The sequence below is a fragment of the Crassaminicella thermophila genome (assembly GCF_008152325.1).
Taxonomy (GTDB): Bacteria; Bacillota; Clostridia; order Peptostreptococcales; family Thermotaleaceae; genus Crassaminicella_A; species Crassaminicella_A thermophila.
In genome coordinates this window covers 600,387-612,635 of the sequence record NZ_CP042243.1, presented here as the reverse complement: position 1 = coordinate 612,635, position 12,249 = coordinate 600,387, and the positions used below count along the sequence as shown (strand labels likewise).

11 protein-coding genes and 1 pseudogene are annotated in these 12,249 nt (G+C 32.2%); 4 read left to right on the top strand and 8 right to left on the bottom strand.

Annotated elements, in window-relative coordinates; translation table 11 throughout:
- Positions 1-11: 11 nt before the first annotated feature.
- Positions 12-2,018, bottom strand: coding sequence for a methyl-accepting chemotaxis protein (locus FQB35_RS02850; protein WP_148808503.1), 2,007 nt, complete (start codon positions 2,016-2,018; stop codon positions 12-14).
- Between the two features lie 218 nt (positions 2,019-2,236).
- Here FQB35_RS02850 and gpmI point away from each other — a divergent pair, with 218 nt between their 5' ends.
- The 4 genes from gpmI (at position 2,237) to FQB35_RS02830 (ending at position 5,455) form a co-directional block, all read left to right on the top strand.
- Positions 2,237-3,793 carry a 2,3-bisphosphoglycerate-independent phosphoglycerate mutase gene (gpmI, locus tag FQB35_RS02845; RefSeq protein WP_269902711.1) on the top strand — a complete coding sequence of 519 codons (1,557 nt, stop codon included), beginning with the start codon at positions 2,237-2,239 and terminating at the stop codon, positions 3,791-3,793.
- A 90-nt stretch (positions 3,794-3,883) separates the two neighbouring features.
- A complete protein-coding gene (locus FQB35_RS02840; protein WP_148808500.1) occupies positions 3,884-4,567 on the top strand; it encodes a helix-turn-helix domain-containing protein in 684 nt (227 codons plus the stop codon).
- On the top strand, positions 4,561-5,217 hold the full coding sequence (locus FQB35_RS02835) for an IS3 family transposase (protein WP_148808499.1): 657 nt from the start codon (positions 4,561-4,563) through the stop codon (positions 5,215-5,217). The genes FQB35_RS02840 and FQB35_RS02835 overlap by 7 nt, the downstream gene beginning before the upstream one ends.
- 7 nt (positions 5,218-5,224) lie before the next feature.
- Positions 5,225-5,455 (top strand): IS3 family transposase, encoded by a 231-nt coding sequence (locus FQB35_RS02830; protein ID WP_207707292.1) that lies wholly within the window; start codon positions 5,225-5,227, stop codon positions 5,453-5,455.
- 82 nt (positions 5,456-5,537) lie between these two features.
- Here the strand turns inward: FQB35_RS02830 and FQB35_RS02825 are convergent, their stop codons facing one another.
- The 7 genes and pseudogenes from FQB35_RS02825 to FQB35_RS02795 all read right to left on the bottom strand — a co-directional run bounded on the left by FQB35_RS02825 (position 5,538) and on the right by FQB35_RS02795 (position 12,189).
- Positions 5,538-6,260, bottom strand: coding sequence for an ECF transporter S component (locus tag FQB35_RS02825; RefSeq protein WP_148808496.1), 723 nt, complete (start codon positions 6,258-6,260; stop codon positions 5,538-5,540).
- Positions 6,261-6,301: 41 nt separating this feature from the next.
- Positions 6,302-7,828 (bottom strand): S-layer homology domain-containing protein, encoded by a 1,527-nt coding sequence (locus FQB35_RS02820; protein ID WP_148808495.1) that lies wholly within the window; start codon positions 7,826-7,828, stop codon positions 6,302-6,304.
- Between the two features lie 69 nt (positions 7,829-7,897).
- Positions 7,898-8,593 carry an ECF transporter S component gene (locus FQB35_RS02815; protein ID WP_148808493.1) on the bottom strand — a complete coding sequence of 232 codons (696 nt, stop codon included), beginning with the start codon at positions 8,591-8,593 and terminating at the stop codon, positions 7,898-7,900.
- Between the two features lie 9 nt (positions 8,594-8,602).
- Positions 8,603-10,291: an ABC transporter ATP-binding protein gene (locus FQB35_RS02810; RefSeq protein WP_148808492.1), complete on the bottom strand. Its 1,689-nt coding sequence runs from the start codon at positions 10,289-10,291 to the stop codon at positions 8,603-8,605.
- Positions 10,264-11,181: an energy-coupling factor transporter transmembrane component T family protein gene (locus FQB35_RS02805; RefSeq protein WP_148808491.1), complete on the bottom strand. Its 918-nt coding sequence runs from the start codon at positions 11,179-11,181 to the stop codon at positions 10,264-10,266. Before FQB35_RS02805 ends, FQB35_RS02810 begins: the two co-directional genes overlap by 28 nt.
- A gap of 17 nt (positions 11,182-11,198) precedes the next feature.
- A pseudogene (locus tag FQB35_RS02800) lies at positions 11,199-11,861 on the bottom strand (DUF4430 domain-containing protein); the annotation flags it as partial.
- Between the two features lie 25 nt (positions 11,862-11,886).
- Positions 11,887-12,189 carry a hypothetical protein gene (locus tag FQB35_RS02795; RefSeq protein WP_148808488.1) on the bottom strand — a complete coding sequence of 101 codons (303 nt, stop codon included), beginning with the start codon at positions 12,187-12,189 and terminating at the stop codon, positions 11,887-11,889.
- Positions 12,190-12,249 lie beyond the last annotated feature (60 nt).

Here is a 12,249-nt window from a genome sequence, read left to right as displayed (position 1 = left end):
GGGGGATTTTTTTATGAAACTTTAAATACCTTAACAGACTCAGCCAATGTTTTAATCATCGCATCCAATTCTTGTATCGCAGATACAGTCTCTTCTATACAAGCTGTTTGTTCTTCTGCTGCTGCACTTACTTCTTCTGTTCCTGCAGCAGCTTCTTGTGTAATTGCTGAAATTTTTTCTATAGACATTATCACTTCATCTTTTGATTGTTTCATCTCTTCAAGGTTTTTATTTAAAAGCTTAACATTGTTTAATACTTCATCTGCAGAAGTTTTTATTGCATCAAAAGCTTCTGATGTATCTTCCAAAGATTGATTCGCATCCTTTATAATCTCCCTTGCTTCATCCATTGTATTACTTGTATTTACAATAACTTGTGCAATTTCTTCAATAATTCCTTGTATTTCATTTGTAGCAATCCTTGATTCTTCTGCTAGTTTTCTAACTTCATCTGCAACAACAGCGAATCCTTTTCCGGCCTCCCCTGCACGTGCTGCCTCAATTGCTGCATTTAAAGCCAAAAGATTTGTCTGCTCTGAAATGGTATTAATTGCTTCAATAATATTCCCTATAGACTGTGATTTTAATGATAATTCCTGTATTTTTTCTGCTACATCCATGGATGCTTGTGTATTTTTATTAAATTTATCCTTTAATGTTGCTACCGCTTTTATTCCAGATTCATTTTTCTCTTTCATGCTTGCCGCATTCATCATGGTAATTTCTGAGTTATCAGAAATACTTACAATTTTTTCAGATAATATATTCGTTAAATTTAATCCTTCCCCTGCTTCCTTGGCTTGCATCGTTGCTCCTGAAGCAATTTCTTGAATTGTCTTTGAAACCTCTATACTGGATATACCAATCTGTTCTGCTGAAGCAGCTATCATTTGTGACGTATTTTCTGATTTTAGGGTAATTTCCTGCACATGATTTACAAGTTTTTTCATGTTCTTTGTCATTTTATTAAAGCTATCACTTAAAAGCCCTACCTCATCTTTTGATTGTACTTTTATATCTAGAGTTAAATCACCATTGCCAGCTTGTTCCATTGCCTGTACCAATTTATTTAAAGGTTTTGTTACTTGCTTATTGATAAAAATAGATATAACAAGGATTGCTAATAATATAGAAACGATTAATATGGTTGCAATACTCCCTTTTAATGCCTCTATATGTCCAATATACTCTGAAGTAGGTATAGCCGCCATTATAATATAATCATTTACTCTTTTAAAATATACATGTTTATCTATTCCATCTAAGGAATAACGAAGCTCCCCTTCTTTCTTGCTCTTGATTTCTTTTGCCCAATCGTATTTATTAAAATCTAAGCCTATATATTTTTTGTCAGGATGGGCTACTATAACACCCTCTTGATTCCAGATTGCTACATAACCATCCTTTCCTAACTGCATTCCTTCTACAAGTCCCTGAATTTCTATTTTTTTCATTATTTCTGCTACAGCTTTTGGTTCAACCCCTATTTGAACGATTCCCGGTTGATCTATCCTTGCAACCCCTATATATTGAAATAATTTATCATCAACTGCTCTTTTTGTAGGCTCCTGAACAAAAACAAAGTCTTTATCTTCAAGAATTTTTAAGAAAGGCTTTGTCTGTTCATTAGAATGAAAATCAAAACCAAAAAAATCTTCGATCGTTCCATTTGCAATTTTTCCATCTTTATCCATCACATGAATCTCATCTACCCCTAAGGTTTCAGCTAGTTGAATCATATTTTCTGTCTTTAACATATTCCCATCAGCTGCAATAATTTCTGCTATAGCCTTAGCAATTGCTATATTTTTTTTATTTAACGCTTCTTTTGTAATATGCATCATCTGTAACCTTTCTTCCATGGTTGCTTCAACGGTATGGACTGCACCCTTTAATTGAGAATTTATAAGCTTTTTGGCAATATCTTCTGCTTTTACGAAGCCAAATAAACCTACTCCGGTGACAGAAATAATAAGTATGAAAATAATTGGAATGAGTATTTTTGTCCTTAATTTCATATAATTCCTCCTTGTTTATATTGATAATACGCATTGATTAAAAACAGAATTTTATTAAAATTTCTACACAGATTCAAAATTTTCCTTCTTTTGCTTGCAAATATTCTATTTATTCTTTAAAAATAGTCACAATTTTACAAAAGATGCATTTTGCCATGTATTTTGGTATAATTGAAGATATATTAATTTTTGAATTAACTTTCAACAAAGGAGGAAGTATATTGAAAAAGCCAACAATATTAATGATATTAGATGGTTTTGGTATAAATGCAAACAATAATGGAAATGCTATATCACTTGCAAACACACCAAACCTAGACCGCTATTTTGAAATGTATCCAAATAATCTTGTACATGCTAGTGGATTAGATGTAGGTCTTCCAGATGGACAAATGGGAAACTCAGAAGTAGGCCATTTAAATATTGGAGCCGGAAGAATTGTCTATCAAGAATTAACAAGAATTACAAAAGCAATCAAAGATGGAGATTTTTTTGAAAATCCTATTTTTTTAGATGCAATTGAAAATGTAAAAAAACATGATTCATCTCTTCATCTTTGGGGGTTATTATCTGATGGTGGTGTTCACAGCCACAACACACATCTTTATGCACTACTTGAGCTTGCAAAAAAACAAGGACTTAAAAAAGTATATGTTCATGCATTCTTAGATGGTCGTGATGTTCCACCTTCTAGTGCAATCAAATATATAGAAGAATTAGAAGAAAAAATGAGAGAAATAGGAATTGGAAAAATTGCTACAATATCCGGAAGATACTACGCAATGGATAGAGATAACAGATGGGAAAGAGTAGAGCTTGCTTATAACGCAATAACTTTAGGTGAAGGAGAAAAAGCAAATTCAGCAAAAAAAGCAATAGAAAATTCTTATGCAAATGAAATTGTAGATGAATTTGTAAAACCTACAGTAATAGTAGAAAATAATGCTCCTATTGCAACAGTATGTGAAAATGATTCTATCATTATGTTCAACTTTAGACCTGATAGAGCAAGAGAAATTACAAGAAGCTTTGTTGATGAATCATTTGACGGTTTTGAAAGAAAGAAAGGATTCTTCCCTGTTCACTATGTCTGTATGACCCAATATGACGCAGCTATGCCAAATGTTTTCGTTGCTTATCCACCACAAACACTAATAAATACTTTAGGTGAATATGTATCAAAACAAGGCTTAAAGCAACTTCGTATTGCAGAAACTGAAAAATATGCACACGTTACATTCTTCCTAAGTGGTGGTGTGGAAGAAGCATATGAAGGAGAAAATAGAGTATTAATCCCTTCTCCAAAGGTAGCAACATATGACTTGCAACCTGAAATGAGTGCTTATGAAGTAACAGAAAAGTTAATCGAAGAAATAAACAAAGGAATTCATGATCTAATCATTGTAAACTATGCAAATTGCGATATGGTAGGACATACAGGATCAATAGATGCAGCAATAAAAGCAGTTGAAGCTGTAGATGAATGTGTTGGCAAAGTTGTAGAAGCAACAATCCAAAAAGGTGGTCAAATTCTTCTTACAGCTGATCATGGTAATGCAGATGAAATGCTAGATAAAGATGGAAATACAGTTACAGCTCACTCAACAAATCCTGTACCAATTATATTGATCAATGCTTCGGAAGAATATGGCATTGCAGAAGGAAAGCTTGCAGATATTGCACCTACATTGCTTGCAATGATGGGAATAGAAAAACCAGAAGAAATGACAGGAAAATCTCTACTTGTACCTGTTGCTGAAGCTGTTGAAGCTTAATAATAAAAAACCTGCTAGATAATGATATGCTCCCCTTGAAGTGGACAGTTAAAATAAAAAAACTGTTTATTGAAGGAGGAGCATTTTCTTATGGGCAGAAAAGGTAAAATAGATTACGAACTAAAAATTAAAGCAGTTGAAGAATATTTAAATAATGTAGGATCACAAACATCAATTGCATCTAAATATGGTGTAACTAGAAACTCATTTAGACAATGGATTGTAAACTATCAATCAATGGGTAAAGAAGCATTAATGAATAAGTCTCATAATAATTTCTATTCAAAAGAATTTAAAATTACTGTTATTAAAGCATATCTTGAGGGTGACAGTTCGATATATGACATTGCAAAAAAATTTAAGATTCCCTCACATACAACTGTTCTTAAGTGGATTATAAAGTATAATGGTCATGAAGAGTTAAAATCATCAGGAATAGGAGAAGATAAAGTCATGGCCAACGGACGTAAAACTAATTTTAATGAAAGAATAGAAATTGTTAAGCACTGCATTGAACATCAGAACAGCTATAGTAAAACTGCAGATAAATATAAAGTATCATATCATCAAGTCTATTCATGGACTAAAAAATATGAGGAATCTGGTGTTGAGGCATTAAAAGATAAACGTGGCAAACAGAAAAATGCAAATGAATTGTCAGAGATTGAAAAGCTTAGAGCACTAAACAAACTTCTGGAAGCTCAAAATAAAAGGCAACAAATGGAGATTGATTTTTTAAAAAAGTTAGAAGAAATAGAAAGGAGGCGATTTTAAGCCAAGTAAGAAATGAAACCTACTATTTAGCAATTAAAGAATTACATGATATACAGTCATATCCAATTTTTACACTATGTGAAATAGCTGGTGTTCAAAGGTCATCTTATTATAAATGGTTGAATCGTAAAGAGAGTAAAAATGAGAACTTTAACAAAAAACTTATACCTTTAATTCAAGAAGCCTATGAAGAACGAGATGGTATTCTTGGCTATCGTCAAATGACAATTAAACTAAACAGAGAGAACAATTTTAGAGTAAATCATAAGAGAATTTATCGCTTAATGACTATTTTAGGCCTAAAGTCGGTATGTCGAAAGAAGAAGAAAAAATATATTAAGTCAACTCCTGAAGTTATAGCGGAAAACATTTTAAATAGAAACTTTAAAGCAGATAAGTTTGGTCAGAAGTGGGTTACAGATGTTACGGAATTTAAATATGGCAATAATCAAAAAGCATACTTAAGTGCAATAATTGATCTATCGGATAAAAGCGTAGTTTCTTTTGTTATTGGTAAATCTAATAACAATCCTTTAGTATTTAAAACATTTGATCTTGCACATGAGAATTATCCAGATGAAAAGCCTATTTTTCATAGTGATCGTGGATTTCAGTATACATCAAAAATATTTCGAAAAGAAGTTGGATAAATCAGAAATGATTCAGAGCATGTCCCGAGTTGGACGATGTATTGACAACGGACCAATGGAAGCATTCTGGGGTATGCTGAAATCAGAGATGTACTATTTAAGAAAATTCTATACTTATGAAGAATTAGAAACAGCAGTAACTAATTACATTGAATACTACAATAATCACAGATATCAAAAACGTCTTGGTTGTATGACACCTTTAGAATACAGACAATACCTATGTAATGTTGCATAAAAATCACGCTAACCGTAAAGTACGATTAGCGCAATTCCTTTTTATTTTTTCCACTGTCTACTTGACAGGGGCATATTCATAACTAGCAGGTTTTTTTATTAGTATCTCTTATCATAGTATACGTTACTGAAATTCTCTTTTTAAATCGAACTAATACTTGGTAAAATGACTTTCCAAATAAAATAGAAAAAACAACATTTCCTAAAGCATGTAGTGTATCAAAAGGAAAGCTAGCCGCATATGTAGCTAAAAAAGTCTTCAATGTTAATGGATATACAAATCCTACCCAATGCCAGATGTTCATTACCCAACCAAATAGATAACCACATATACCTGTAAGTACAGTAAAGAAAATTAAGTTTAAATTTTTGCACCTTTTTGATAATAGTGCTGCTAATACACCACACATTCCCCAACAAAACATTTGCCAAGGAGTCCAAGGCCCCTGACCTATAAAAAAATTAGATACCAAAGCTGCTACAGCACCAACCATAAAGCCAATTTGAGTTCCAAAAACGTATCCTGTAATCATAACCATAAATGTAGTGGGTTGTAAACTCATTATTGCAGCAAAAGGTACTCTAGCTATGCCTGCCAGAGATGCCATTGTAGCAATCAAAGCAACTTCTTTAGCATTTATTCCACTTCTCTCAAATCTCCAAAAAAAAGTGAGCATAGCTAAACCAATAATTATTGCTGAAAATAAAGCCCAGTTTACATGAAATAATGGATTTTCAGGTATAATACTAATTCCCAATAATAATGCTATCATAATTATTATAAATGTAATAGATTTAACTTTCATATTTATCCCTCATTTATTTCCATCTTTTGGCCTTATGTTATTTAATTGTTTAATAAGAGATTTCTTAATTTCATAATACTATATGCACATTGAGCTCTGCTAGCACTCTCTTTAGCTTTAAAATTTGGATATAATAGATCATTTTCCTTTGCAATTTTTACATAGCCCGAATACCAATAAGGCCCTTCTTTTATTTTACTTTTTTTCTCGGGAGGTAAACTATTCACCAACATCGTTGCCATTTCAGCTCCTGTTATTTTTCCATTAGGATCAAAAATCTTATCAGAACGTCCCTTAATAAACCCTTTGCCTACCGCAATGGAAATAGCGTTATATGCCCAATGATTTTTAAATACATCTTTAAATTTTATATTTACATTATGTTTGCTTTTCTGTAAATTCAATCCGCAAATCATAAGATTTGTAAACTCAGCTCTTGTCACAGATTTTTCTGGTCTAAAAGTTCCATCTGGATATCCTGATAAAATATTTTTCTTTACTAAATCTGTAATAGCTTTATATGCCCAGTGATTACTAGATAAATCTAAAAATAACTCTTCATCAACTGCTTTTTTCTTATAATCAATATTTACTGGAAAAGGTCTTTGTGCTAATGCCATTATAGCATATGACGTCATAGTGACTGTGGAAGAACTTACCCCTTCTTTCCAATTAAATGAACCATCACTATTTTGCAAGCTCAAAAGATGGGTTATTCCATTTTTTCCATTAATAGACCATCTATTACTTGTTGGATCTTCTCCTGCAGCAATCAATCCCTGTAAAACCCAAGAATCAGAAGCTGAATTTGAGCTATTCCCCATCCATTCCCCAGAGCTAAATCCTCCATCTTCCTGCTGATATTTTTTAATGAAATTCATTGCATCTTTGATAGCCTTAGAGGTTTTTGGGTTCTCACCTAACATAACTAGTGCCTGAATAGCCACCCCTGTATCATCAGCATCACTTTCTACACCCTCTAACCATCCAAAACCACCATCTTCATTCTGTCTTGAAAGTAGCCATTTTTTTGCTTTTTCTTTGTTAGGAATTTCATGTCCAGATGAAGCAAGAGCTAAAATTGACCACATGTGGGAATTTATCATTCCCTTCTCTCCCTGATCTAGTTGACAAAATTGACCACTACTTTGTTGAAATGAAATGATTTTCTTCGCTAAATCTTCTCCTTGCCAAACTGTTCCTTGATTAGTTGCAGTAAGTGCTAATAGTAATCGTGCATAATCTGTAGTTTCTTCTAATATATTTTTTGAATTCTTTATATAATCTATTGGATTTTTACCTTTAGGAGTCCAAGTAGCATCTGTAATATTTTCTCCTGCTGCTGTCAAAGCCATAATAACCCAACTAGTTAAAGATAGGCTACTAGGGTTTCCTACCGTAGCAGGAAATCCGCCATCTTTATTTTGGACACTATGTAGATAATAAATTGCTTTTTCTATGCTTTTTTTTACTTTCTGATCTGAAGAATACTGCTCAGCAAAGCCAATGGATGACATAAGAATAGACATTGTTAGAATGATACATATAATAACTTTCCTTTTATTCATATTCCCTTCTCCTTTCTACTCCATTTAAGTCACTAAAAACTCTAATATCTATTTTAAAAACGAATATCTTTAACTTTTCATATACTCAATACTTAATTTTTTTCTAAATCTTATCAATATACGATAGAAAGAATTTCCCAATAAAAGAGTAAAAAACATATTACCTAAAGCTCGAAAAGTATCAAACGCTAAACTAGCCAAATATGTAGATACAAAAGTTTTAAAATTCAATGGATACACAAAACATGTCCAATACCATAGGTTCATAATCCAACCATAAATATATCCCCATAGGGCACAACAAAAAGCAAATTGCTTTATATTAAACTGTCTCCCTTCTTTAGCTAGTATTGCTGCTGAAGCTCCGGCAATTCCCATACAAAACATTTGCCAAGGAGTCCACATTCCTTGACCTGCATAAAAATTAGATACCAAAATCGCAGTAGCCCCTACCATAAAACCAGCCTGAGGTCCAAAAATATAACCTGTAATCATAGCTATGAAAGTAGTTGGCTGAATACTCATTAAATATGCAAAAGGCATTCTCACTATAGCTGCTAATGCACCTAATGTACTAATCAAAGTGATTTCTTTAGATGTAACTTTACTTTTTTCAATATTATAGAAAAAACCTACCAGCGTAATCATTATAATAATTGTAGATATCAATGCCCAATTTGCTTCAAATAATGGACTATCTGGTATTATACTTATTAGTAGTACCAAGCCTATAATTCCTATTGTTAAAATACTTAGTTTATTCATAACATTCACCTAAGCATACTTTTCTTTCTGATCTGATCCTATCATATTTCTCAGTATTACTTCTCCTTGGTCAAGTGTTACTACATTCTCAACAAAATTGTGGAATAACTTACTAATTTGTGGTGAATAAAAAGTAGAATTAGTAAGCATTTCATATTTGTTTCCCCTAGCGATAATACTTCCTCCATCTAACAATATAATTTCATCAGCATATTCTGCAGCAAATTCTACATCATGTGCAATCATAAAAATAGTCATTCCTTCTTCTTTAAGTTTTAGAAGAACTTCTCCTAGTGCTTCTTTTAATTGATAATCTAAACCTCGAGTAGGTTCATCTAAAAGCAATAGTTTAGGTTTTGTTACTAAAATAGAAGCTAAAGCTACACGTTGCCGCTGACCTGTACTTAGATCTCTAGGATTCCTTTCTTTTAAAGAATCAATTTGAAGTTTTTGTAGGATTTTATTCTGTATCCTATCATCTTTAATTCCTAATTTCTCCAACGTAAAAGCTACTTCTTCTCTTACAGTAGGTAAAAATAAGTAATCATTAGGATCTTGAGATAAATAACCAATTATAGATGATAATTCTTCTATAGACATTTTTTTTGTATCCTTACCTAAAACCTTTACATGACCACGACTAGGTTTAAGTAATCCATTAATATGCTTCATAAGGGTAGTTTTTCCTCCCCCATTTTCTCCCATTACAACAATAAAATCACCTGGCTTAATTTTTAAATTAATATTTTTTAATACCTCTTTCCCATTCGGGTAAGTAAACCAAAGATTCTTAATATCTACCAAACATGCTTCTTCTGTTTTTTCAAATTTTTCAGCTCTTTTTTCTGAATCAATCCTAATTGGCTTTAATTTATTCCTATAAGATCTAAGAATTTCTCTTCCATGCTTTACTGTAACAGGCACCTCACGATAGCCTACATTTGCAAATAATTTTGCTAATGGTGGAATAAAAGGTGTTTTATTATCCACAGCCCATTCTGCGATTGTTTTAGGGTCATGATGATCATAAATAATTTCTCCTCTCTCCATAACCAATACCCTATCAGCCAAGTGAAAACATCTTTCTAATCTTTGTTCTGTCAAAACTACAGTAATTCCATTTTCTTCGTTTAATCGTCTAACCATTGTAAGGATCTCTTCTCCAGCAATTGGATCAAGTTGTGATGTAGGTTCATCCAATAATAATATATCCGGCTGCATTGCTAGAACAGATGCTAAAGCTACCTTTTGCTTTTGTCCTCCTGATAATTCAGGTATAAATTTATTTTTATAATCAGACAATGATAGTGCACTGCTAACTTCCATCACCCTTCGTTTCATTAAACTATTAGGTAATTCTAAATTTTCTAATCCAAAAACAATCTCCTCTTCTAAGTTAGTCATTACCAATTGACTCTCTGGATCCTGAAAAACCATACCCACCTGCTGAACAAAACTTCTTCGATCAATCTGACGTATTTCTTTATCATCTAAGTAAACCTCACCACCATACTTTCCCCCATAAAAGTTAGGAACCAATCCAGCAATAGAACGTATTAATGTTGACTTTCCACTTCCAGAACCTCCTACCAGCAAAACAAACTGGCCTTGTGGAATTTCTAGATTTATATTATTTAAAGCTAAATTTTTTGTTTCCGGATACTGATAGTTTAAATTTTTGATCTTAATATTGGCCATCTCTTCCACCCCCAATTCAGAATAACTGGAAACATTAATGATATCATAACAACTACTACCATATATAATTCTTTCAAATTAAATCTTTCTAATTTGGGATAATAACCATAACTTGCCCAGCCTTTTAAAGCAGCCCATATCCCTGTTCCCATACTTATAAAAAGTGTAAAAAGAATTATATAATCCCTAGGTCGCCATAAATCTCTGCTATAACAGGACCTATTTCCACTTCCATAACCTCTAGCATACATAGACTCAGCTAACTGAAATGACCTCTCTAAACAAGATAATAAAAGTACACTAATTACAGGTAATAAATTTTTAGCACGATTCCACCATTTACCTGTATCAAACTTTACACCACGGCATCGTTGTACTTCCGTTATTCTCTGATAGTCTCTTACCATTAAGGGAAATAATCGGGTAGCAAGTGTAATAATCAATATAGATTTATTCCCCCAACGACTAAATATTTTCATAACTTTATCTGGGTGTACTGCATATGTATAAAGGCAAAATATACTAGTAATTACTAATAAGCGTATACCCATTCCTATCCCAAAAGCTAATGCTTCCATTGTTATTTGTACTTTACCCAATACGGGTAATCTAGGTCCAGAAATTAAAACTGTTGAGCCAGCATGAACAAAAATAGCATTCACAATTAAAATTACAATAATCATAACAACAGTAAATTTTAAATATATTTTCCACTCAGAAAAATTTCCTGAAGTAATAATTACTCCTGCTACAGCAAAAAACAATCCAAGTAAATATACTGGATGTGAAAAAACTAGTGATAAAATAAAAACTACAAAAATAAAAGAAATCATTGTTATTGGATGCAACTTATAAATCAAGTTATCTTTTTCTCTATATACAAGCATCATTTTTCTCGCTTCCTTCTTTATTGTAATGGTAGTCTTATAACTTCTCCAGAAACTACTGCTGCACTATACATTTTAGAAATTTTGTCTGGACTATTTACCAAAACATCTACTGCCTGTTGTAATCCTTTACTATCATTTCCAACAATTAGCCAAAGTGGACTATCATCCCCCAATCCTTCTCCACAAGCAACAATTACTCCTGCATTATTTCTAATTGTTTTACCGACTTTTCCACTACTTTTTAAAAGCTCTATCTCATCATCTGTAAAATGTACATTCGTTCCAGCTTTTCGATATGCTTTGTTTAAATCATTCAAGTACTCTATCTTTTTAAGTTCATTCCACTTCCCTATAACAATGGTAGGTCCTACTCTATTTTCCAATATACCCTCATCTAAATTTTTAACCGTAACAGATAAAACGCCCTTAGATTCTAAGGATTTTTTTAAAACTTCTGCTAATTTAAAATTGTTTTCAGAAGTTATAATAGTAGTTAATCCAACCTTTTGATGATAACCATGAATGAATGGTTCTGGATATAAACCAATCACTGCAGAATTTGTAGATCCCATACTTTGCCACTCATGATAATCCCACCAAACAATATCTCCAGGATGTAGATCGTAACCCATAGCCCCTACATCGGCACAAATACCATTAACATAATAAAACCAATCTAATCTTTTTCCTGAAAGACCTCCATTATTAGACTTTTAATCCATTAATTCCTGTTACAAAGTTCCCATCCCATTTTGTAGTTATTTCTGTACTTGCTTCCAAAAGATCAATCACGTTCCAATCTTTTTTTATTTCAACATCTTTATTAAGTATTATCTGATTTCCAAAATCCCTTGTTACTAATAATGTTACATTTCCTATGTCATTTGCTTTTTCTACAAAATTGCTCTTTTCATTATTAGGATTGACATCCTTACCTCCACAAGCAGTAACAGTCATCATAAGTACAAATATGATCAATACTAAGCAACTTAATCGTATTTTTTTCATAAACTACCTCCATTTATTGAAACTAAACATGCACTGTCCATTAACTATAATTATATATTA

Bases quoted from the DNA above. Each gene is read 5' to 3' on its own strand.
- FQB35_RS02815 (WP_148808493.1), bottom strand. From the start codon at position 8,593: ATGAATAAACTAAGTATTTTAACAATAGGAATTATAGGCTTGGTACTA.
- FQB35_RS02830 (WP_207707292.1), top strand. From the start codon at position 5,225: ATGATTCAGAGCATGTCCCGAGTTGGACGATGTATTGACAACGGACCA.
- FQB35_RS02805 (WP_148808491.1), bottom strand. From the start codon at position 11,181: ATGATGCTTGTATATAGAGAAAAAGATAACTTGATTTATAAGTTGCAT.
- FQB35_RS02810 (WP_148808492.1), bottom strand. From the start codon at position 10,291: ATGGCCAATATTAAGATCAAAAATTTAAACTATCAGTATCCGGAAACA.
- FQB35_RS02840 (WP_148808500.1), top strand. From the start codon at position 3,884: ATGGGCAGAAAAGGTAAAATAGATTACGAACTAAAAATTAAAGCAGTT.
- FQB35_RS02795 (WP_148808488.1), bottom strand. From the start codon at position 12,189: ATGAAAAAAATACGATTAAGTTGCTTAGTATTGATCATATTTGTACTT.
- FQB35_RS02825 (WP_148808496.1), bottom strand. From the start codon at position 6,260: ATGAAAGTTAAATCTATTACATTTATAATAATTATGATAGCATTATTA.
- FQB35_RS02850 (WP_148808503.1), bottom strand. From the start codon at position 2,018: ATGAAATTAAGGACAAAAATACTCATTCCAATTATTTTCATACTTATT.
- FQB35_RS02820 (WP_148808495.1), bottom strand. From the start codon at position 7,828: ATGAATAAAAGGAAAGTTATTATATGTATCATTCTAACAATGTCTATT.